The organism is Streptomyces sp. NPDC052109 (genome assembly GCF_040680195.1).
Lineage (GTDB): Bacteria > Actinomycetota > Actinomycetes > Streptomycetales > Streptomycetaceae > Streptomyces.
Map to the genome: position 1 here is coordinate 155067 of NZ_JBFAWF010000012.1, position 21715 is coordinate 176781.

The 21715-nt window shown below is 71.1% G+C and carries 17 protein-coding genes and 1 pseudogene; 3 read left to right on the top strand and 15 right to left on the bottom strand.

Annotated elements, in window-relative coordinates; all coding sequences use genetic code 11:
* The first annotated feature begins 100 nt into the window (after positions 1–100).
* Positions 101–1330 (top strand): DUF349 domain-containing protein, encoded by a 1230-nt coding sequence (locus AB0L59_RS24240; RefSeq protein ID WP_365587180.1) that lies wholly within the window; start codon positions 101–103, stop codon positions 1328–1330.
* Positions 1331–1407: 77 nt separating this feature from the next.
* Here AB0L59_RS24240 and relA read toward each other — a convergent pair whose 3' ends face one another.
* From relA to pgsA, 15 genes and pseudogenes are all read right to left on the bottom strand, one after another.
* Entirely contained in the window at positions 1408–3945 is a 2538-nt protein-coding gene (relA, locus tag AB0L59_RS24245; protein ID WP_365587182.1) for a GTP pyrophosphokinase, read from the bottom strand.
* A gap of 439 nt (positions 3946–4384) precedes the next feature.
* Positions 4385–4924: an adenine phosphoribosyltransferase gene (locus tag AB0L59_RS24250; protein ID WP_365587184.1), complete on the bottom strand. Its 540-nt coding sequence runs from the start codon at positions 4922–4924 to the stop codon at positions 4385–4387.
* Positions 4921–6030: a protein translocase subunit SecF gene (gene secF / locus AB0L59_RS24255; RefSeq protein ID WP_365587186.1), complete on the bottom strand. Its 1110-nt coding sequence runs from the start codon at positions 6028–6030 to the stop codon at positions 4921–4923. The genes AB0L59_RS24250 and secF overlap by 4 nt, the downstream gene beginning before the upstream one ends.
* A gap of 3 nt (positions 6031–6033) precedes the next feature.
* Positions 6034–7827, bottom strand: coding sequence for a protein translocase subunit SecD (secD, locus tag AB0L59_RS24260; protein ID WP_365587189.1), 1794 nt, complete (start codon positions 7825–7827; stop codon positions 6034–6036).
* A 139-nt stretch (positions 7828–7966) separates the two neighbouring features.
* The gene (gene yajC, locus AB0L59_RS24265) at positions 7967–8470 is read right to left on the bottom strand and encodes a preprotein translocase subunit YajC (protein ID WP_365587191.1); all 504 of its coding nucleotides are present in this window, start codon (positions 8468–8470) and stop codon (positions 7967–7969) included.
* 187 nt (positions 8471–8657) lie between these two features.
* Positions 8658–9728 carry a Holliday junction branch migration DNA helicase RuvB gene (ruvB, locus tag AB0L59_RS24270; RefSeq protein ID WP_365587194.1) on the bottom strand — a complete coding sequence of 357 codons (1071 nt, stop codon included), beginning with the start codon at positions 9726–9728 and terminating at the stop codon, positions 8658–8660.
* Positions 9729–9753: 25 nt separating this feature from the next.
* The gene (ruvA, locus tag AB0L59_RS24275; protein ID WP_365587195.1) at positions 9754–10359 is read right to left on the bottom strand and encodes a Holliday junction branch migration protein RuvA; all 606 of its coding nucleotides are present in this window, start codon (positions 10357–10359) and stop codon (positions 9754–9756) included.
* Complete coding sequence (gene ruvC, locus AB0L59_RS24280; RefSeq protein ID WP_365587197.1) at positions 10356–10895, bottom strand: crossover junction endodeoxyribonuclease RuvC; 540 nt, start codon at positions 10893–10895, stop codon at positions 10356–10358. The genes ruvA and ruvC overlap by 4 nt, the downstream gene beginning before the upstream one ends.
* A gap of 117 nt (positions 10896–11012) precedes the next feature.
* On the bottom strand, positions 11013–11765 hold the full coding sequence (locus tag AB0L59_RS24285; protein ID WP_361692804.1) for a YebC/PmpR family DNA-binding transcriptional regulator: 753 nt from the start codon (positions 11763–11765) through the stop codon (positions 11013–11015).
* 48 nt (positions 11766–11813) lie between these two features.
* Positions 11814–12422 carry a pyridoxal 5'-phosphate synthase glutaminase subunit PdxT gene (pdxT, locus tag AB0L59_RS24290; protein ID WP_365587200.1) on the bottom strand — a complete coding sequence of 203 codons (609 nt, stop codon included), beginning with the start codon at positions 12420–12422 and terminating at the stop codon, positions 11814–11816.
* A 28-nt stretch (positions 12423–12450) separates the two neighbouring features.
* Positions 12451–13356, bottom strand: coding sequence for a pyridoxal 5'-phosphate synthase lyase subunit PdxS (gene pdxS, locus AB0L59_RS24295; RefSeq protein ID WP_365587202.1), 906 nt, complete (start codon positions 13354–13356; stop codon positions 12451–12453).
* 126 nt (positions 13357–13482) lie between these two features.
* Positions 13483–14025 carry a hypothetical protein gene (locus AB0L59_RS24300; RefSeq protein ID WP_365587205.1) on the bottom strand — a complete coding sequence of 181 codons (543 nt, stop codon included), beginning with the start codon at positions 14023–14025 and terminating at the stop codon, positions 13483–13485.
* A 193-nt stretch (positions 14026–14218) separates the two neighbouring features.
* Positions 14219–15382 carry a glycosyltransferase family 4 protein gene (locus AB0L59_RS24305; protein WP_365587208.1) on the bottom strand — a complete coding sequence of 388 codons (1164 nt, stop codon included), beginning with the start codon at positions 15380–15382 and terminating at the stop codon, positions 14219–14221.
* A complete protein-coding gene (locus AB0L59_RS24310; RefSeq protein ID WP_365587210.1) occupies positions 15379–16287 on the bottom strand; it encodes a phosphatidylinositol mannoside acyltransferase in 909 nt (302 codons plus the stop codon). Before AB0L59_RS24310 ends, AB0L59_RS24305 begins: the two co-directional genes overlap by 4 nt.
* A pseudogene (gene pgsA, locus AB0L59_RS24315) lies at positions 16284–17004 on the bottom strand (phosphatidylinositol phosphate synthase). The gene AB0L59_RS24310 and the pseudogene pgsA overlap by 4 nt, the downstream one beginning before the upstream one ends.
* 239 nt (positions 17005–17243) lie before the next feature.
* On the opposite strand from pgsA, the gene AB0L59_RS24320 reads away from it, so the two are divergent.
* Positions 17244–19445, top strand: coding sequence for an elongation factor G-like protein EF-G2 (locus tag AB0L59_RS24320; RefSeq protein WP_365587212.1), 2202 nt, complete (start codon positions 17244–17246; stop codon positions 19443–19445).
* Between the two features lie 213 nt (positions 19446–19658).
* Positions 19659–21305 (top strand): hypothetical protein, encoded by a 1647-nt coding sequence (locus tag AB0L59_RS24325; protein WP_365587215.1) that lies wholly within the window; start codon positions 19659–19661, stop codon positions 21303–21305.
* Positions 21306–21715: the final 410 nt, after the last annotated feature.

Genomic DNA, 21715 nt, shown 5'->3' on the forward strand with positions numbered 1-21715 from the left:
GACAGGCAACCCGCTGGTCGCCTATGTTGGCCGTGACGAAACTGTGGACGATGCCCGGGGGTGCTGAGGCCCCCCGCAGGCATCATGTGGAGGAGGCGCTGTGAGCAGCGACCCGTGGGGCCGCGTCGACGAGACGGGGACCGTGTACGTGCGTACGGCCGACGGCGAGCAGGTCGTCGGATCCTGGGCGGCCGGCTCCCCTGAGGAGGCGCTGGCCTACTTCGAGCGCAAGTACGAGGGCCTGGTTGTCGAGATCGGCCTCCTCGAGAAGCGAGTGCAGACGACCGACCTGTCGGCGAAGGACGCCCAGGCCGCGATCGGACACCTGCGCGAGCAGGTGGACGCGCACCACGCGGTGGGCGATCTGGGTGCGCTGCGGGCGCGGCTGGACAAGCTCGTGGAGACGGTCGAGGCACGCCGCGAGGAGCGCAAGCAGCAGCGGGCCAAGCAGTCGGACGAGGCCCGCAAGGCCAAGGAGGACCTGGTCACCGAGGCGGAGCGGCTGGCGCAGTCCGACCAGTGGCGGGCCGCCGGTGAGCGTCTGCGGGCGCTGGTGGACACCTGGAAGGGGCTGCCGCGTCTGGACCGCAAGTCCGACGACGAGCTGTGGCATCGGTTCTCGCACGCCCGGTCGGCGTTCTCCAAGCGGCGCAAGGCGCACTTCGCGCAGCTGGACGCGCAGCGCGAGGAGGCCCGCCGGACCAAGGAGCGGCTGGTCGCCGAGGCCGAGGCGCTGTCGGACTCGACGGACTGGGGCCCGACGGCGGCCCACTACCGCGAGCTGATGGCGCAGTGGAAGGCCGCTGGCCGCGCCCAGCGCGAGCACGAGGACGACCTGTGGAACCGCTTCCGCGGCGCCCAGGACGTGTTCTTCGCCGCCCGCAGCTCGGTGTTCGCCGAGCGGGACGCGGAGCAGTCGGAGAACCTGAAGCTGAAGGAGGAGCTGGCCGAGGAGGCCGAGAAGCTCCTGCCGATCGGCGATCTGAAGTCCGCGCGGGCCGCCTTCCGCTCGATCAACGAGCGCTGGGAGGCCGTCGGCCACGTCCCGCGGGACGCGCGCCCCAAGGTCGAGGGCCGGATGCACGCGGTCGAGCGGGCGATCCAGGAGGCCGAGGAGGCCGAGTGGCGCCGGACGAACCCGGAGGCACGCGCGCGTGCCGAGGGCCTGACCGGTCAGCTGCAGGCCGCCGTGGACAAGCTGAGGGCGCAGATCGACCAGGCCCGCGCCCAGGGCAACACCTCCAAGGCCGACAAGCTGGAGCGCGAGCTGGAGGGCCGCCAGGCGCTTCTGGACCAGGCCCTGAAGGGCCTGCAGGAGTTCGGCGGCTGATCCCTCCGGCACAGATGCGAAAGGCCCCGTACGGCGCGTACGGGGCCTTTCACATGTCCGCTTGCTTCACGGCCCGCTCACGACCGCGAGCGCCCCGATGTCACGCGGTAGACGTCGTAGACGCCCTCCACGCCCCGGACGGCCTTCAGGACGTGGCCGAGGTGCTTCGGGTCGCCCATCTCGAAGGTGAAGCGGGAGGTGGCGACCCGGTCGCGGGAGGTCTGGACGGCCGCGGAGAGGATGTTGACGTGCTGGTCGGAAAGGACGCGGGTGACGTCCGACAGCAGGCGCGAGCGGTCCAGGGCCTCGACCTGGATGGCGACCAGGAAGACCGAGGACTGGGTGGGAGCCCACTCGACGTCGAGGATCCGCTCCGGCTCGCGGGACAGTGACTCGACGTTGACGCAGTCGCTGCGGTGAACCGATACGCCGCTGCCGCGCGTGACGAACCCGATGATCGGGTCGCCGGGCACGGGCGTGCAGCAGCGGGCCAGCTTGACCCACACGTCCTCGACGCCCTTGACGACGACGCCCGGGTCGGCGCTGGAGCGGCGCTTGCGGCCGCGGGTGCGGGACGGCGGGACCGCCTCGTCGATCTCCTCGGTGGCCGCCTCCTCGCCGCCCAGGGCCTGGACGAGTTTCTGCACGATGTTCTGTGCGGAGACATGGCCCTCGCCGATCGCCGCGTACAGCGCGGAGATGTCCGAGTACCGCATCTCGTGCGCGAGCGTGACGAGGGAGTCGCCGGTGAGGATGCGCTGGATCGGCAGGTTCTGCTTGCGCATCGCCCGTACGATCGCGTCCTTGCCCTGCTCGATCGCCTCGTCCCGACGCTCCTTGGAGAACCAGGCCCTGATCTTGTTGCGCGCCCGCGGCGACTTGACGAAGCCCAGCCAGTCGCGGGAGGGGCCGGCGCCGGGCGCCTTGGAGGTGAAGACCTCCACCAAGTCGCCGTTGTCCAGGGTGGATTCGAGCGGCACGAGCCTGCCGTTGACCCGGGCCCCTATGGTGCGGTGGCCGACCTCGGTGTGCACGGCGTACGCGAAGTCGACCGGTGTGGCCCCGGCCGGCAGCGCTATGACGTCGCCCTTGGGGGTGAAGACGAAGACCTCGTTGCGGGACAGGTCGAAGCGCAGGGACTCCAGGAACTCGCCCGGGTCCTCGGTCTCCTTCTGCCAGTCCAGCAACTGCCGCAGCCACGCCATGTCGTTGATGGCGTCCTTGTCCTTGCCGGAGGCCTTGGGCACGTCCGTGCGCACCTTGGAGGCGCCGGCGACGGCCTCCTGCTTGTACTTCCAGTGCGCGGCGATGCCGTATTCGGCGCGGCGGTGCATGTCGAAGGTGCGGATCTGCAGTTCGACCGGCTTGCCGTTGGGCCCGATGACCGTGGTGTGCAGCGACTGGTACATGTTGAACTTGGGCATCGCGATGTAGTCCTTGAACCGGCCGGGGACCGGGTTCCATCGCGCGTGCACGGTGCCGAGGGCGGCGTAGCAGTCCCTGACCGTGTCGACAAGGACACGAATACCCACCAGGTCGTAGATCTCGGCGAAGTCGCGACCCCGCACGATCATCTTCTGGTAGACGCTGTAGTAGTGCTTCGGGCGCCCGGTGACGGTCGCCTTGATCCGGGCGGCGCGCAGGTCGGCCTGGACCTCGTCGGTCACTATGGCGAGGTACTCGTCCCGCTTGGGCGCCCGCTCGGCGACGAGCCGCACGATCTCGTCGTACATCTTGGGGTAGAGGATCGCGAACGCGAGGTCCTCCAGCTCCCACTTGATGGTGTTCATGCCCAGCCGGTGGGCGAGCGGCGCGTAGATCTCGAGGGTCTCGCGCGCCTTCTTCTCCTGCTTCTCGCGCTTGAGGTAGCGCATGGTGCGCATGTTGTGCAGGCGGTCGGCGAGCTTGATGACCAGGACGCGCGGGTCCTTGGCCATCGCCACGACCATCTTGCGCACGGTCTCGGCCTGCGCGGCCTCGCCGAACTTGACCTTGTCCAGCTTGGTGACGCCGTCCACCAGCAGGGCGACGGTGTCGCCGAAGTCGCGGCGCAGCTGGTCGAGGCCGTACTCGGTGTCCTCGACGGTGTCGTGCAGCAGGCCCGCCATGAGGGTGGCCGGGTCCATGCCCAGCTCGGCGAGGATGGTGGTGACGGCAAGCGGGTGCGTGATGTACGGATCACCGCTCTTGCGCTTCTGCCCGCGGTGCCAGCGCTCGGCGACCTGGTAGGCGCGCTCGATCTGGCGGAGCGTGGAGTTCTCGATCTTGGGGTCGTTGCTGCGCACTATCCGCAGCAGGGGCTCCAGGACCGGGTTGTACGGGTTCGCGCGCTGCACGCCGAGGCGGGCCAGGCGGGCGCGGACGCGGTTGGAGGAGCCGGTGCGGGCGGGCTGGACGGCGGGCTGACGCACGACGGGCGGCTGCACGGGACGCTCGGCCGGGGCAGGCTTGGGACGCGAGGCCTCGACAGCCTTCTCGACGGGCGCGGACTGGGCGTGCTCGATCGGCCCGCGGGTGTCGTTCTTCGCGTTGGACGCGTGCGGCGCGGGCTTGGCCGCGGGTGCCGAGGCGGGCTCGGGCTTGGCGGCGGTCAGTGGCTGGGCCTCGTCTGGCAAGAGGGCTCCTCGTGCGCGATCCGGGTCCCCCGGTCAGGCTCCGGAGACCCCATGGTAGCGATCCTGCGGCTGGTCATCGCCTTCAGGCGGAAGTGAGGACCGTCTACCTCTGCAACGCGGGAGGCTTCCGCCGGATTCCGGGAGGTGGAATCTGGGTGGTCGGGGGGCGTGCGCAGGGTGTCCCGCGCGTGGCCTCGGCTCCGCCTTCGGCCGGATGCGTCTTCCCGCCCGCACCACCTGTGCAGCGCTCGTCCCCGGGCGCGGGGGCCTGGTGCGGCGGCGCCTCCACCGCCGGCGGCCGGGAGGCGAGGGGGCGGGGCAAGACGGAGCGGGCCGGTGGGCCGGCGGAGCACGGCCCGCGGGCGCAGGTCGCGAGTGTCCCCCTGGGAAACACGAAGCGGCCTACGGCAGGGCCGAGGCCGCTTGTGCGTCGACGTACTCAGACCTGGAGCAGCGCCTCCAGCGGGGCCCCGTCCAGCGCCGGCTCCAGCCGGGTCCGGCCACCGAGGAAGCCCAGTTCCATCAGCACCGCCAGGCCGGAAACCTCCGCTCCGGCGCGCTCGATCAGCTGGATCGCCGCCTCGGCCGTACCGCCCGTGGCCAGGACGTCGTCCACGATCAGGATCCGGTCACCGGAAGCCAGATCCTCCGCGTGCACCTCGATCTCGGCCGTGCCGTACTCGAGGTCGTACGCCTGGCGCAGGGTCGCTCCCGGCAGCTTGCCCGCCTTGCGGACCGGGATGAAACCGAGGCCCGCGCGGACGGCCACCGGGGCGCCGAGGATGAAGCCCCGGGCCTCCAGCCCGACGATCTTCGTAGCGCCGGTGTTCGTGGCGATCTCGGCCAGCGCGTCGGTGAGCGCCGTGAAGGCGGCCGGGTCCGCCAGCAGCGGAGTGATGTCCTTGAACATCACCCCCGGCTCGGGGTAGTCCGCGACGTCACGGATGCGGCTGAGCAGCAGCTCCTGGATGTCGGTCATCGGCGCTTCCCGGAGGGTCGGCCGCGGCCCCGGTTGCGGGCCGCGGGCTGGTTGCGGGGACCCACGACGGCGGGGGCGGCATCCGCGGAGTCGTCGTCGACAGCGGCGTGGTCCCCGGCGAGGTCCTCCTCGACGGTGGCCTGGGCGCGCTTGGCCAGGACGCGCTTGGTGAGCGCCTTCATCGCCGGCTCGCGCTCCTTGAGGTCGGCGACGAGCGGCGTGGCGATGAAGATCGAGGAGTAGGCACCGGCCGCGAGGCCGACGAACAGCGAGAGCGAGATGTCGTTCAGCGTGCCCGCCCCGAGGAAGCCACCGCCGATGAACAGCAGACCCGCGACCGGCAGCAGGGCGACGACCGTGGTGTTGATGGAGCGGACCAGGGTGCCGTTGATCGACCGGTTGGCGATATCGCTGTACGTCCAGCGGTTCTGCCTGGTGATGTCCTTCGTCTGCTCCTTGAGGCTGTCGAAGACGACGACCGTGTCGTAGAGCGAGTAACCGAGGATCGTCAGCAGGCCGATGACCGTACCGGGCGTGACCTCGAAGCCGACGAGGGCGTAGATACCGGTCGTGATGGTGATGTCGTGGATCAGCGCGACCAGGGCCGCGACGGCCATGCGCCATTCGAAGGCGATGGCCAGGTAGATCACGACGAGCACCATGAAGATGCCGAGGCCCTCCCAGGCCTTGTTGGCGATCTGCTGGCCCCAGCTCGGGCCGACCAGGTCGGCGGCGAGCTTCTCGGGGTTGAGGTTCAGGTCCTTGGCCAGTTCCTGCTTGATCTTGTCGGACTGGCCGGTGTCGATGCCGGCGATCTGGATGCGCAGGCTGCCGTTGCCGAGCTTCTGCACGATCGCCTCGTGGCCGGAGGCGTCCTTGGCGAAGTTCTCCGCCTGGGTCACCGAGGTGCTCATGTGGGTCGGCGTGGTGAAGACCGCGCCGCCCTTGAACTCGATGCCCATGTTCAGCCCGCGCACCGCCAGGCCGACGATGGCCGTGATGGTGATCAGGATGGAGATGCCGTACCAGATCTTGCGCTTGCCGACGAAGTCGTACGAGATCTCGCCGCGGTGCAGTCGAGCGCCGATGTTGCCGAGTTTCGACATCGCTCAGGCCTCCTTCGGGTCGACAGGGCCGGCGGCAGGACCGGCGGGACGGCGGGTGCGGCGCAGCGGCGGCTTGGCACCGAGGCTCTGCGGGTCGAGCCCGGACCACTTGTGGCCGTTCGCGAAGAACTTGCGGCGGGCGAGGAGCGTCATGAGCGGCTTGGTGAACAGGAAGACGACGACCACGTCGAGCACGGTGGTCAGGCCCAGCGTGAACGCGAAGCCCTGGACCTTGCCGACGGTCACGATGAACAGGACGGCGGCGGCGAGGAACGACACGAAGTCGGAGACGAGGATGGTGCGCCGGGCGCGCGGCCAGGCCCGCTCGACGGCGGGGCGCAGCGAGCGGCCCTCGCGGATCTCGTCCCGGATGCGTTCGAAGTACACGATGAACGAGTCCGCGGTGATACCGATGGCGACGATGGCACCGCAGACGGCCGGCAGGTTCAGCGCGAAGCCGATGGCCGGGCCGAGCAGCGACATGATCACGTAGGTGAGGATCGCGGAGACCAGCAGCGAGGCCATGGCGACGACCGAGAGGCCGCGGTAGTAGGCGACCAGGTAGATCACGACCAGGGCGAGGCCGATCGCGCCGGCGAGCAGACCGGCGTGCAGCTGCTCACCACCGAGCGCCGCGGTGACGGTCGTGACGGACTGCTCCTGGAAGGACAGCGGCAGCGCGCCGTAGGACAGCATGTTGGCGAGGCTCTGGGCGTCCTGCTGGGTGAAGCTGCCGGAGATCTCCGCCTGGCCGCCGGTGATGGCCTGCTGCACGAACGGGCTGGAGACGACCTCGCCGTCGAGGACGATGCCGAACTCGTTCTGCGGGGACTGGTTCTTCGCCAGCTGGCCGGTGATGTCCGCGAACTTCTTGGAGCCGCTGGAGGTGAAGGTCATCTGGACCTGCCAGCCGGAGGCTCCCTGGGTGTCGAAGACGGCCTGCGCCTTCTTCACCTCGGTGCCGTCGACGGCGGCCGGGCCGAGCACGTACTTGTACCAGACCTTCCTGATCTGGCCGCAGGCCACCGTGGGGTCGCCGGGCTTGGAGGCGCCTCCCACCTTGGCGCGCTCGGCGGGCTTGGTGCAGTCCAGGGCGGCGTACTGGGCCTGGAGCTTGGCGGCGGCCGTGCCGGCGCTGGAGGAGGCCGAGGGGGTCGCCGACGGCTTGGAGCTGCCGGATGCGGAGGGGCTCGGCGACGGGGTGGAGCCGGCCTTCAGCGCGTCGGTGACGGCCCGGCCCTGGGAGGTCGCCGAGGCCGTCGGGGACGCGGTGGAGGACGAGGACGCCTTCTCCTTCGACGAGGAGCCGGCGGAGGGGCTCGCGCTCCCGCTCGGCTTCGGCGAGGAGCTGCCGCTGGGCGAGGCGCTCGGCGAGGGGCTCTGCGCGGCGCCGCCACTGGGCTCGCTGGCCAGGACGGGGCGGAAGTACAGCTTGGCGGTCGTGCCGACCTGCTGCTGGGCTTCCTTGGAGTTGGTGCCCTTGGGGATGTTGACGATGATGTTGTCGGTCCCCTGGGTCTGCACCTCCGCCTCGGAGACGCCGAGGCCGTTGACACGGCGGTTCATGATGTCGACCGCGGTGTCCATGTTGGCCTTGTTGATCGCGGACCCCTGGTCGGCCTTCGCCTTGAGCGTGATGCTCGTACCACCGGCGAGGTCGATGCCGAGACGCGGAGTCTTGTTCCCGGAAAGGAACATGCCTCCGGTGAGCGCCACGATGGCGATCAGGATGAGGGCCAGCGAGCGCCCTGGCTTGCTCTGGGCGCTCGCGCTCCGGCCCCTCTTAGGTGCTGCCACCTTCTCGTACTCCCTCTCGGGCCGCCCCACGCGGTCGGCGCGGTCGGCCATGACATGGTGTCGGGCTGTTCCGGGCGGGAAACAGACGCCCGGTGGTGCGCGGGGCGATCATGCCGCGCGACGCACCACCGGGGCGTGACTACTTCGCGTCGGAGTCGCCGTCGGTCTTCTTCGGCTCGTTTTCCGCCTTGGCCTCGGCGGCCTCGGCCGCGTCGGTGCCGTCCTCGTCGGCATCCTTCTTACCGAGGTCGACGGCCTTGTCGTCGGAGGCGGCGGCAGCGGGCGAGTCGGACTCGTCGGACTCGGTGAGGGAGGAGGCGTCGTCCGGGACGATGTCGGCGTCGGACTTCAGGTCGTGCTCGACGCCGTGGACGATGCGGTTGTACTCGTCGTCGGTGAGCACGGCGCCGATCGCGTTCTTCGCGAAGAGGAGCTCGACACCGGGGCCGGCGTCGAGGAGGACCGTGTCCTCGTTGACCTCCTTGACCGTCGCGTACATCCCCCCGATCGTGCGGACGCCCGAGCCGGGCTGCATTTCGTTCCGCATGCTGGCGGCCTGCTGCTGCTTCTTCTTGGCCGAGCGCGTCATCAGGAACATGGCCGCGATGAGCACGATGAAGGGGAGAAGGGTAAAGGCATTCACGGGACGGGATTTCCTTCGCGCGACCGCGACGGAGAGCGGCCTTGGATGGGGGCGTGGTCGGCGCCGCCCGCAAAGGCGGCATCGGCGGAGTCTAAGCGAGTCCGCGCGCATGGAACAACGCTCAGCATGGCACCTGAGTTCCTGCTCGTGCCAATGCCCCGGCCGTCACGAAGGCATCACGGCGCCATCAGGCCCCGAACAGGTCCTGTTGTCCGTTTCCGCCCGCCGCCGAGCGGGGCGGGGTGAGACCGAGGTGCGCCCAGGCGGCGGGCGTGGCGACACGGCCGCGCGGGGTGCGGGCCAGCAGTCCCTCCCGGACGAGGAAGGGTTCGGCGACCTCCTCGACGGTCTCCCGCTCCTCCCCCACCGCGACGGCGAGCGTCGACAGGCCGACGGGGCCGCCGCCGAAGAGCTTCAGCAGCGCCTCCAGGACGGCGCGGTCGAGGCGGTCCAGACCGCGCGCGTCGACCTCGTAGACCGCGAGGGCGGCCGCGGCGATCTCACGGGTGATCAGACCATCCGCCTTGACCTGGGCATAGTCGCGGACGCGGCGCAGCAGACGGTTGGCGATACGGGGCGTGCCCCGGGAGCGGCCGGCGATCTCGGCGGCGCCGTCCGGCTCGATCTCGACGTCCAGCAGGTTCGCCGAGCGGTGCACGACCCGCTCCAGCTCGTGCGGCTCGTAGAACTCCATGTGCGCCGTGAAGCCGAAGCGGTCGCGCAGCGGGGGCGGCAGCAGGCCCGCGCGCGTGGTGGCGCCGACCAGGGTGAACGGCGGGAGTTCGAGCGGGATGGCGGTGGCGCCGGGGCCCTTGCCGACGATGACGTCGACGCGGAAGTCCTCCATCGCCATGTACAGCATCTCCTCGGCGGGCCGGGACATGCGGTGGATCTCGTCGAGGAAGAGGACCTCACCCTCCTGGAGGGAGGAGAGGATCGCGGCGAGGTCGCCGGCGTGCTGGATGGCGGGGCCGGAGGTGATGCGGATGGGGGCGCCCATCTCGGCCGCGATGATCATCGACAGGGTGGTCTTGCCGAGGCCGGGCGCGCCGGAGAGCAGTACGTGGTCGGCGGTGGCGCCACGCGCGCGTGCGGCGCGCAGGACGAGGTCGAGCTGTTCGCGGACCTTCTCCTGGCCGATGAACTCGCCGAGATCCTTGGGGCGCAGCGCGGCCTCGACGGCCTGGTCCTCCCGGTCGGCGGACGCACCGACGAGCCGCTCGGCGGCGGAGGTGTCGGCCGTTTCGTCCCAGTTCATGTGAGTGTGCCTCGATCGTCGTGGGTCAGCGGGCGCGGTTCAGGGTCTGCAGGGCGGCCTTCAGCAACTGCCCGACCTGCGGAGTGCCGCCGACGGCCTCGGCCTGGGGAGCCACGGCGGCGACGGCCTCGTCGGCCTCCCGGGTGGCGTAGCCGAGGCCGATGAGCGCGGCGTGCAGCTGGTCGCGCCAGCCCTGGGTCACCGGGGCGCCGATCGCGGGGGCGCCGACGGGTTCGCCTAGCCGGTCCCGCAGCTCCAGCAACAGCTTCTGCGCGCCCTTCTTGCCGATGCCGGGCACGGCGGTGAGCGCCTTTTCGTCACCGGTGGCGACGGCGCGGCGCAACGCGTCCGGGGTGTGCACGGCCAGCATGGCCTGGGCGAGGCGCGGGCCGACGCCGCTCGCGGTCTGCAGCAGCTCGAAGACCTGGCGCTCGTCGTCGTCGGCGAAGCCGTACAGGGTCAGCGAGTCCTCGCGGACGACGAGCGAGGTGTGCAGCTTGGCGGGCCGGCCGACGCGGAGCGTGGACAGGGTGTTCGGCGTGCACTGGACGGCCATGCCGACGCCGCCGACCTCGACGACCGCGGCGTCGGGGGCGAGCGCGGCGACCGTGCCGCTGACGAAGGCGATCATGCCGTACGGCCTTTCGTTGCGTTGGGTGTGTGGCGGGCGACCGCCTGCTGGAGCCGGTTCTGGGCGGGGGCGCGCCAGATGTGGCAGATGGCGAGCGCGAGGGCGTCGGCGGCGTCGGCCGGCTTCGGCGGCGCGGCGAGCCTGAGCAGCCGGGTGACCATGGCGCCGACCTGCGCCTTCTCCGCACGGCCGCTGCCGGTGACGGCCGCTTTGACCTCGCTCGGGGTGTGCAGGGCGACGGGGATGCCGCGCCGGGCGGCGCACAGCATGGCGACGGCGCTGGCCTGGGCGGTGCCCATCACCGTGCGCACGTTGTGCTGGCTGAAGACGCGCTCGACGGCGACGAACTCGGGCCGGTGCTCGTCCAGCCACTGCTCGATGCCCTGCTCGACGGCGAGAAGGCGGCGGCTGAGGTCGGTGTCCACGGGCGTGCGGACGACACCGACGCCGAGCATGGTGAGCGGCCGCCCCGCGACGCCCTCGACCACGCCGACACCGCACCGGGTCAGCCCGGGGTCCACCCCCAGTACGCGCACGCGCCCCTCCCTCCGATCGGCTGTCCGATCGCCTGTTCGTGCAGGCTATCGGGTGCCACTGACAAAGCGACGGGCCGACGGGGTGTGTCCCGTCGGCCCGTCGGCAAGCCGTGCGTGTTACGCGTCGACCTTCTCCATGATCTCGTCGCTCACGTCGAAGTTCGCGAAGACGTTCTGCACGTCGTCGCTGTCCTCGAGCGCGTCGATCAGCTTGAAGATCTTCTTGGCACCCTCCTCGTCCAGCTCGACCTGGACGGACGGCACGAAGCTGGACTCGGCCGAGTCGTAGTCGATGCCGGCTTCCTGGAGGGCGGTACGGACCGCGACCAGATCGGTGGCCTCGCTGATGACCTCGAAGGTCTCGCCGAGGTCGTTGACCTCCTCGGCGCCCGCGTCCAGGACCGCGCCGAGCACGTCGTCCTCGGACAGCTCGCCCTTGGGGACGATGACGACGCCCTTGCGGCTGAACATGTACGACACCGAACCCGGGTCGGCCATGTTGCCGCCGTTGCGGGTCATGGCGACGCGGACGTCGGAGGCGGCGCGGTTGCGGTTGTCGGTGAGGCACTCGATGAGCACCGCGACACCGTTGGGGCCGTAGCCCTCGTACATGATCGTCTCGTAGTCGGCGCCGCCGGCCTCGAGACCACCGCCGCGCTTGATCGCGGAGTCGATGTTCTTGTTCGGGACCGACTGCTTCTTGGCCTTCTGGACGGCGTCGTAGAGCGTCGGGTTGCCGTCGAGGTCGACGCCGCCCATGCGGGCCGCGACCTCGATGTTCTTGATGAGCTTCGCGAAGAGCTTGCCGCGTTTGGCGTCGATCACGGCCTTCTTGTGCTTCGTCGTGGCCCATTTAGAGTGGCCGGACATCTGCCTGTCTCCTTCGCGTAACCCATCTCTGTACGAACGTCAGAGATCCTACAAGGACTCTCGCGTCCGGTTGGCGCGCACCATGTCGACGAACAGGGCGTGCACGCGGTGGTCGCCGGTCAGTTCCGGGTGGAACGACGTGGCGAGCGCGTTGCCCTGGCGGACGGCGACGATGTGGCCGTCGTGCTCGGCGAGCACCTCGGCGTCGGCTCCCACGGACTCGACCCACGGAGCGCGGATGAAGACGCCCTCCACAGGATCGCCCGCGACGCCCTGCACGTCGACCGCGGCCTCGAACGACTCGTTCTGCCGGCCGAAGGCGTTGCGGCGCACGATCATGTCGATGCCGCCGATCGTCTCCTGGCCCGACCGCGGGTCGAGGATCTTGTCGGCGAGCATGATCATGCCGGCGCAGGTGCCGTAGACGGGCATGCCGTCCTGCACGCGCGCGCGAAGGGGCTCCATCACGCCGAACAGGATGGCCAGCTTGGAGATGGTGGTGGACTCGCCGCCAGGCAGGACGAGGCCGTCGACCTCGGCGAGTTCCTCGGGGCGCCGCACCGGCCTGGCCACGGCGTCGGCCGCGGCCAGGGCGATGAGGTGCTCCCGTACGTCGCCCTGGAGGGCCAGGACGCCTATGACGGGTGCGTCAGTCATGTGTGTCGTGCAGTCCTCGTGAGGTGGATTACCAGCCGCGGTTCGCGTAGCGCTCGGTCTCGGGGAGGGTGTCGCAGTTGATGCCGACCATGGCCTCGCCGAGGTTGCGGGACGCGTCCGCGATGATCTTCGGGTCGTCGTAGAAGGTGGTGGCCTTCACGATGGCGGCGGCGCGCTTGGCCGGGTCGCCGGACTTGAAGATGCCGGAGCCGACGAACACGCCCTCGGCGCCGAGCTGGCGCATCAGGGCCGCGTCGGCCGGGGTGGCGACGCCACCGGCGGAGAAGAGGACGACCGGGAGCTTGCCCAGCTCGGCGACCTCCTTGACCAGCTCGTACGGAGCGCGCAGCTCCTTGGCGGCGGCGTACAGCTCGTGGTTGTCGAAGCCGCGCAGGCGGGCGATCTCGTTCTTGATCTGGCGCAGGTGACGGACGGCCTCGACGACGTTGCCGGTGCCGGCCTCGCCCTTGGAACGGATCATCGCGGCGCCCTCGGCGATGCGGCGCAGGGCCTCGCCCAGGTTGGTGGCACCGCACACGAACGGGGTGGTGAAGGCCCACTTGTCGGAGTGGTTGACCTCGTCGGCCGGGGTGAGGACCTCGGACTCGTCGATGTAGTCGACGCCGAGGGACTGCAGGACCTGGGCCTCGACGAAGTGGCCGATGCGGGACTTGGCCATGACCGGGATCGAGACGGCGTCGATGATGCCCTCGATCATGTCCGGGTCGGACATGCGGGCCACGCCGCCGTCCTTGCGGATGTCGGCCGGGACCCGCTCCAGGGCCATGACGGCGACGGCGCCCGCGTCCTCGGCGATCTTCGCCTGCTCCGGCGTGACGACGTCCATGATCACGCCGCCCTTGAGCTGCTCGGCCATGCCACGCTTCACGCGCGCGGTGCCGGTCTCGGGAGCCTGGTTCTCGGTGGTGGACACGGGTGACCTCACTGATGTGAAAGAGGGTTTTCTGCACCGACGAGGAAACGCGAGTGGACCAGGCCACAGCAAGGGCCAATGGCAAGCCGGTGGATCCTTTTCGTCGGGGGAGGGTTTCCCCGGGGTTCAGGAGGCCCGCTCCACGAGGGCCGCGGGGGGCTCGTCGTCCATCTCGAAGGCCAGCGGGAACGGTGCGTGGCCGGCCAGCCGGAACCAGCGGACCTTGCGGTGTTCACGGAGCCTGCGAGCGGCCCCCACGGCGTCGTTGTGGAACCGGCGGGCCATCGGTACCCGGCGGACGGCCTCGGCCAGCTCACGGGCCGCCTCCTCGCCTCCTGGGGCCTCCCTGAGGGCTTCCACCTGGGCCGGATCCCCGAAGACCGCGCGCAGCGCCTGGCTCAGCTCGCTCTCGGCGACCTCGCGCTGCTCCTCCTCGGCCTGCCGGGCCGCGTGCGCGGCCTCGTACAGCACGATCGAGGCGGCCGGGTCCAGCACGCCCGAGGTCGCGAGTTCCTGCGCGACGGAGGCCCGGCGCAGCAGCTGCGCGTCGAGCGCGGCCCGCGCGGCGTCCATCCGCACGTGCAGCCGGTCCAGCCGCCCGGCCGTCCAGCTCAGGTACACGCCGATCGCGAGGAGGGCGACAAGGATCCAGATGAGGGTTGCGGTCACGGCCGAAGGCTATCGGCCCACCCCGTACAGCCCTACAGCCCGTCAGTCCCCCGAAGACCAGCGGTTCCCGCCGGCCCGAGCCGCCGCCGCGGGCCGCCGGCGCACCCGACGGCCCCGCGATCCGGGCGGCACCCCACCGCACGTCGGTCGGCGAGCAGGCCACCGGCCCACGCCTCGGTGTGCTCGCGGCCCGTCAGTCCCGGGCCAGCCCGAACCGGGCCCGCAGCCCCGTCGTGCGCTCGTCCGCCGCGACCGCCGCCGCGCCGGCGGTCACCGTCTCGTAGACGGACAGGATGTCCGCGCCGACCGTCGACCAGTCGAACCTCCGGACGTGGGCGCTGCCGCGGGTGCGCAGCTCGGTGCGGCGTGCCGGGTCCTTCAGGAGCCGTACGGCGGCCTCGGCGAGCGCGTCGGCGTCCTCGTTGGCGAAGACCTCGCCCGCCTCGCCCTGGTCGAGGACCTGCACGAAGGCGTCCAGGTCGGAGGCGAGCACGGGGGCGCCCGCCGACATCGCCTCGACCAGGATGATGCCGAAGCTCTCGCCGCCGGTGTTGGGCGCGACGTACAGGTCGACGCTGCGCAGGAGGCGCGCCTTGTCCTCGTCGCTGATCATGCCGAGGAACTCCACGCGCGCGTGGAGTTCCTTCGGGAGGTCCTCCACGGCCGCCTCCTCGTCGCCGCGCCCGGCGATCAGCAGCCGGGTCCGCGGGCGGGCCGCCAGGATCTTCGGCAGCGCCCGCATCAGCACGGGCAGACCCTTGCGCGGCTCGTCGATCCGGCCGATGAAGCCGATCGTGTCGCCCTGCCACTCCGTCTTCGGCTCGGCCTTGGCGAAGAAGTCCACGTCGACGCCGTTGGGGATGACCACCGCGTCCCCGCCCAGGTGCTCGACCAGCGTGCGACGGGCGTACTCGCTGACCGCGATCCGCGCGCTGATCTTCTCCAGGGCGGCCTGGAGGATGGCGTACGCGGCGATCATCGCGCGCGAGCGCGGGTTGGAGGTGTGGAAGGTCGCCACGATCGGGCCGGCGGCCGCCCAGCAGGTCAGCAGGCCCAGCGAGGGCGAGGTCGGCTCGTGGATGTGGACCACGTCGAAGGCGCCCTCGTGCAGCCAGCGCCGCACCCGCGCCGCCGACAGGAAGCCGAAGTTCAGGCGGGCCACCGAGCCGTTGTACGGCACCGGGACCGCGCGGCCGGCCGAGACGACGTACGGCGGCAGCGGGGTGTCGTCGTCGGCCGGGGCGAGCACGGAGACGTCGTGGCCGAGCCGGAGGAAGTACTCGGCGAGGTCGCGGATGTGGAACTGGACGCCACCGGGCACGTCCCAGGAGTACGGGCAGACGATCCCGATTCTCACGAGGGTCCCTTCGCGGGGTCGAGGTCGGCGAGCCACAGCCGCTGGAGCATGTGCCAGTCCTCCGGGTGGTCGGCGATCCCGGTGGCGAAGGCATCGGCCAGCGCCTGTGTCATGACAGACGTCTTCTCGGCCCGCGTACCTGACTCGGGTACCTCGATCGGGGGGTGCACCCGGCCCTGCATGACGGGCGAGTCGTCGTACCAGAGCGTGACCGGCAGCAGCAGCGCGCCGGTCTGCTGGGCGAGCAGGGCCGGGCCCGCGGGCATCCGGGCGGTCTCGCCGAAGAAGTCGACCTCGACGCCGGAGGACGACAGGTCCCGGTCGGCGACCAGGCACACCAGGCCGCCGTCGCGCAGCCTGCGGGCGAGGGTGCCGAAGGCGGAGCCGCCGCTGTGCGGCAGGACCTCCATGCCGAGGCCCTCGCGGTAGGCGACGAACCGGTCGTAGAGGGTCTCGGGCTTCAGGCGCTCGGCGACCGTCGTGAACGGCGTCTCCAGCTTGGTGGTCACCCAGGCGCCGGCCAGGTCCCAGTTGGCCAGGTGCGGCAGGGCCAGGACCACGCCCTTGCCGGAGGCCAGCCCGTCGGTGAGGAAATGTATGTCCTTCGGGTCGAAGCCCGCCTTCACTCGCTCGGCGCACCAGGCCGGCAGCCGGAAGGACTCCATCCAGTAGCGCAGGTACGAACGCATGCCCGCGCGCGACAGCTCGCGCAGACGCTCGGGGCCGGCGTCGGGCAGTACGCGCGCGTAGTTCGACTCCAGGCGCTGTACGCCCTTGCCGCGCTGCTTCCAGGCGAGGTCGGCGATGGTCTGCCCCAGGCGGACCGCGACGGATTCGGGGAGCATCTTGACGGTGCTCCAGCCGGCGCCGTACAGCCCGTCGGTGAGCCGTTCGGCGGCGCTCACTGCGCAGCCTCGCTGGGGCTCTGCCGGGCCGCGGCCTCGGCCTCGGCGGACTCGCGGCGGACGGTGACGACCCGCTGGACCAGGGTGACGAGGCTGCCCACCGCGACGATCCACAGGGCGATCGGCAGCAGCCACTGGATGCCCGGCACACCGAACTTGTGCAGACCCGCGAAACCGGCCGCGACCAGCGAGATCACCAGCCGTTCGGCGCGTTCGACGAGACCGTTGACGGCGACCGGCAGCCCGATGGACTCGCCGCGCGCCTTGGTGTACGACACCACCTGGCCGCTGGCCAGACAGAAGATCGAGACCGCGCACAGGACGTTGTTGTCGCCGTTGCCCGCGTACCAGAGCGCGAAGCCACCGAAGATCGCGCCGTCGGCGACCCGGTCCAGGGTGGAGTCCAGGAAGGCGCCCCAGCGGCTGGAGCGGCCCAGCTGACGGGCCATGTTGCCGTCGACCAGATCGGAGAAGACGAACAGGGTGATCACGACCGTCCCCCAGAAGAACTCGCCCCGGGGGTAGAAGACCAGCGCTCCCGCGACCACACCGGCCGTGCCGATGAGAGTGACCGTGTCGGGGCTCACGCCCCGGCGGATGAGAAACGCGGCGAACGGTGTGAGGACACGCGTGAAGAATGCACGCGCGTACTTGTTCAGCATGGCCTTCCCGACGGTCGGTGTCGCCGCGGCCCCTGGTGGCCGCCGGCTGGCCCATCGTAGCCACGCGCGCGTGCGCGTGACGGGCGGGCACCCGCAGCTCGTGGCCCGAACCGGTGCGCGCCCCGTGCGCCGGGCGCTCGTGGCGCGACAGGCGTGCGCGGCTGTCGTTCGTATGGACGCAGCGTGACGGGAGTGGAAAGCTCGAATAACCGCGGGCGTCGCCGGAGCCGCCAGCACGCGGATCCCGCGTGTCCGCGCCCGCAAATGACCTCACCGTGCACGGGAGGCAGGATCATGGGCGACAAGGCACAGACACACCACCCCGGGGCCGCCGGCAGGGCTCTGGAGGCCGACCAGCCCGCATCCGTACGGAACGTGGTGCTGGTCGGCCACTCCGGTTCGGGCAAGACGACTCTGGTGGAGGCCCTCGCGCTGAGTGCGGGGGCGGTGAACCGGGCGGGCCGTGTGGAGGACGGCGGCACCGTCTCGGACTACGACGAGATCGAGCACCGGCAGCAGCGCTCCGTACAGCTCTCCCTGGTGCCGGTCGAATGGGACGGCATCAAGATCAACCTCCTCGACACCCCCGGCTACGCCGACTTCGTCGGGGAACTCAGGGCCGGTCTGCGCGCGGCCGACGCGGCCCTCTTCGTCGTCTCGGCCTCGGACGGCGTGGACGGCTCGACCCGGATGGTCTGGGAGGAGTGCGCGGCCGTCGGGATGCCGCGTGCGATCGTGATCACGCATCTGGAGGCCGCTCGCGCGGACTTCGAGGAGATGACGCGCACGTGCGCGGAGGCCTTCGGCGGGGACGACCCCGATGCCGTGCTGCCGCTGTATCTGCCGCTGCGCGGCCCGGAGGGCCCCGACGGGCACGCGCCCGTGACCGGGCTGATCGGGCTGCTCTCGCAGAAGCTGTTCGACTACTCGACCGGGGAGCGCAAGGAGTCCGAGCCCGGCGCGGACCAGCTGCCGGACATCGAGGAGGCCCGTAACCGGCTCATCGAGGGGATCATCGCCGAGAGCGAGGACGAGACCCTCATGGACCGCTATCTCGGCGGCGAGCAGGTCGACGTCAAGACGCTGATCCAGGACCTGGAGCGGGCCGTCGCCCGCGGCTCCTTCTTCCCCGTCCTGGCCGCCGCCCCGGCCGCCGAGGGCGCCAAGCAGGGCCTCGGCACCGTGGAGCTGCTGGAGCTGGTCACCGGCGGCTTCCCGACGCCGTTCGAGCACCCGCTGCCGGAGGTCACCACCGTCGACGGCCAGGCGCGCGAGCTGAAGCCGTGCGACACCGGCGGCCCCCTGGTGGCCGAGGTCGTCAAGACCGCCTCCGACCCCTATGTGGGCCGCGTGTCCCTGGTGCGCGTCTTCTCCGGCACCCTGCGCCCCGACCAGACGGTGCACGTCTCCGGGCACGGGCTGGCCGACCGCGGCCACGAGGACCACGACGTCGACGAGAAGGTCGGCGCCCTGTCCATGCCGTTCGGCAAGCAGCAGCGTCCGGTGACGCACGCCGTCGCCGGCGACCTGGTGTGCGTGGCCAAGCTGGGCCGCGCCGAGACCGGGGACACGCTCTCCGCGAAGGACGACCCGCTGCTGATGGAGCCCTGGCGGATGCCCGACCCGCTGCTGCCGCTCGCCATCCAGGCGCACAGCAAGGCGGACGAGGACAAGCTCTCGCAGGGCCTGTCCCGGCTGGTGGCAGAGGATCCGACGATGCGTCTGGAGCAGAACCAGGACACCCACCAGGTGGTCCTGTGGTGTCTGGGCGAGGCCCACGCGGATGTCGCCCTGGAACGGCTGCGCAGCCGCTACGGCGTCCAGGTCGACGTCGTCCCGCACCGGGTCTCCCTGAGGGAGACGTTCGCGAACAAGGCCGCCGGGCGCGGGCGCCATGTGAAGCAGTCCGGCGGGCACGGGCAGTACGCCATCTGCGAGATCGAGGTGGAGCCGCTGCCCGGCGGCTCGGGCATCGAGTTCGTGGACAAGGTGGTCGGCGGCGCCGTACCGCGGCAGTTCATCCCCTCCGTGGAGAAGGGCGTACGGACGCAGGCCGCCAAGGGGGTCGCCGCCGGGTATCCGCTGGTGGACGTACGGGTCACGCTGCTGGACGGCAAGGCGCACTCGGTGGACTCCTCCGACGCCGCCTTCCAGACCGCCGGCGCGCTGGCGCTGCGCGAGGCCGCCGCGGACGCGAAGATCCACCTGCTGGAGCCGGTGGCCGAGGTGTCCGTGCTGGTCGGCGACGACTACGTGGGCGCCGTGATGAGCGACCTGTCCAGCCGGCGCGGCCGGGTGCTCGGCACCGAACAGGTGGGCACCGGGCGGACCGTGATCAAGGCCGAGGTGCCCGAGTTCGAGATCGGCCGGTACGCCGTCGACCTGCGCTCGCTGTCGCACGGCACGGCCCGCTTCGACCGCTCCTATGCCCGGCACGAGCCGATGCCGCCGCAGGTCGCGGAGCGGATCCGCGAACAGGCGGGCGAGAATTCGTAGTTCACCACCCTTGCGCCGGGAGCGCGGGCGGGCGGCTTCGGCCGTCCGCCCGCGGATTGTCGGTGGCGGCGGATACGCTGATCACGTGATCGCGCCGTGCCGCAGTCGTCCGGGTTGTGACGGGATATCGACGCGACAGCCAGTTCAACAGGTGTGCGGAGCGGGGAAGTCGGGAAGGCCGCAGAAGCGAGGCCGGGGGCCGAGGGGGCGGGAATGTCGTTGGGAACGGAGTGGGACGGGCCTCAGGTGCCCGTCTCGGGCGACGAGGGTCAGGCGGCGACCTCCGCGCTGGCCTCGGCGGCATACCGGGACAGCCCGATCGAGGAGATCAAGAAGGCCGACAACGAATGGCACCAGTCGACCGTCACGGCCGGCCGGATCGCGCTGCTGCGGCCCAATCTGGGTGAGGCGTTCTCGCGGGCCGTCGTCGCCCGGATGCTCGCTCCCGACCGCAAGCCGCTGATCCAGTCCTTCGGCTCGGAGCCCCAGTTCGTCGTCGAGCACTGCCTCGCTGCCAACAACATCCGCCGTGAGCGCGACAACCGTCTGACAGCCGTGACGGTCCTGTGCGGAGTGCTGTTCCTGCCCGGACTGATCGCCTGGCTGCTGGTCTTCCAGCTGCGCACGTTCGTCGCGAGGCGGGACGACAGACGGGCCGGGACACTCGCCACCGCCCTGCTGCTCGGTGTCGGCGTGCTCGCCGCACTCTTCTTGATCAAGATGCCGTTCAGCGGCTTCTGGGCCTGGTACGCGCGGGCGTGCGTCGTCCTGCCCGTGCTCGGCTGGTTCTGGGCCAAGCAGATCTGCGAGCGCACGGCCAACGACCTGCGGGCCCGCTGGGCCGGCCTGCTCTCGGGCACCAGCGTCGGCGCCAAGGTCCCGGAGGCGGTGCCGCGCGGTCCGAACCAGACCGCGGCCGAGGAACTGCGCCAGTCCCTGGCCCGGCTCAGCGCCGAGCAGCAGTCGAACTCGGTCTTCTACGCCGGCCCCAAGGGGATACTCGGCATGGGCACCCGCTGGGGCTCCTGGCAGCTCGCCGAGGACCTGGTGCCCGCCGACCCCACCCGGGAGATCCACCCCTTCCGCAGCTGGGACGTCATCCGTGCCATCCACGACCAGCTCTCCCTGCTGGAGCGCGGCCCTCTGAACACCGGGGGCTTTCCCAAGCCGTCCATCAAGCACTGGATCGTCACGCCGATCGGCGAGAACGCCAAGGAGGTGGGCCGGCCGGAGGGCACCGACGTCGAGGCCTTCCAGGTCAAGCCGCACGCCATACAGGACATCTGCAACAAGCAGCAGTTCGGCAGCGGCGACCGGCACTACCTGGGCGTGCAGTGGACGCTGTGGGACGGGCAGCTGGTCCTCACCATGCTGATCACCGTGACGGTGCTGCACGAGACACTGCGGATCGAGGTGACCGGGCATGCGCTGGGCCCTGTGAACTCGCTGTTCACCTCCAAGCCGGAAGCGCCGAGCAAGGAGGTCTCCAAGTCCCTCAAGCCGTGGGAGACCCGCAAGGTCATGCTGCCGCTGGTCACCGCCGACGAGGTGGTCCGGCTCGCCGCGCGCGCCCCGCTGACCTGGTATCCGCCGCTGCTCAACTGGCTCGGCGGCTCGGTCGGCCTGCCCGAGCCGTTCGGCCTGCGGCACGCCTGGGCCGACCAGCCGTGGCGGCACCGCTTCATGGCCGACGACGCGCTGCGCGCCGCCACGCCGGTGCTGCGCGTGGTGCACTCGGCGGCGATCCGGGTGCTGGAGGAGAACGGCGTGGACACGGAGAAGTTCGGCACGCGGTCCGGCATCCTCAGCGGCCTGGTGCAGGACCCGACGCCGAAGAAGGCCGACCTGTACGACGCGTAGGCCTGCGGCGATCCGGCCGGTGCGGGAGGGTGCCGCGACTCGGCCGGAACGTGGGCCTGCGGCGACCCGGCCAGAGCGGGAGTCTGCCGCGACTCGGCCGGACCGGGAACCTGCCGCGACCCGGCCGCAGCGGGAGCCTGCGGCAACTCGGCCAGAACGGGGGGCGGGCCGCGACCCGCACGGAGCGGGAACCTGCCTCGCACGGAACGTCGGCCTGCGGCGACCCGGCCGGAGGGTGGGCCCGCCGCGACTCGCACGGAGGCCTGCGGCGACCCGGCCGGAGCGGGAACCTGCCGCGACTCGCACGGAACAGGAGCCTGCGGCGACCCGGCCGGAGGGTGGGCCCGCCGCGACTCGCACGGAGGCCTGCGGCGACCCGGCCGGAGCGGGAACCTGCCGCGACTCGCACG

Coding starts and splice junctions, on each gene's coding strand:
- AB0L59_RS24250 (WP_365587184.1), bottom strand. CDS start 4,924: ATGACCGACATCCAGGAGCTGCTGCTCAGCCGCATCCGTGACGTCGCG.
- secF (WP_365587186.1), bottom strand. CDS start 6,030: ATGTCGAAACTCGGCAACATCGGCGCTCGACTGCACCGCGGCGAGATC.
- ruvB (WP_365587194.1), bottom strand. CDS start 9,728: ATGAACTGGGACGAAACGGCCGACACCTCCGCCGCCGAGCGGCTCGTC.
- ruvA (WP_365587195.1), bottom strand. CDS start 10,359: ATGATCGCCTTCGTCAGCGGCACGGTCGCCGCGCTCGCCCCCGACGCC.
- AB0L59_RS24285 (WP_361692804.1), bottom strand. CDS start 11,765: ATGTCCGGCCACTCTAAATGGGCCACGACGAAGCACAAGAAGGCCGTG.
- pdxT (WP_365587200.1), bottom strand. CDS start 12,422: ATGACTGACGCACCCGTCATAGGCGTCCTGGCCCTCCAGGGCGACGTA.
- AB0L59_RS24320 (WP_365587212.1), top strand. CDS start 17,244: ATGGGCGACAAGGCACAGACACACCACCCCGGGGCCGCCGGCAGGGCT.
- AB0L59_RS24325 (WP_365587215.1), top strand. CDS start 19,659: ATGTCGTTGGGAACGGAGTGGGACGGGCCTCAGGTGCCCGTCTCGGGC.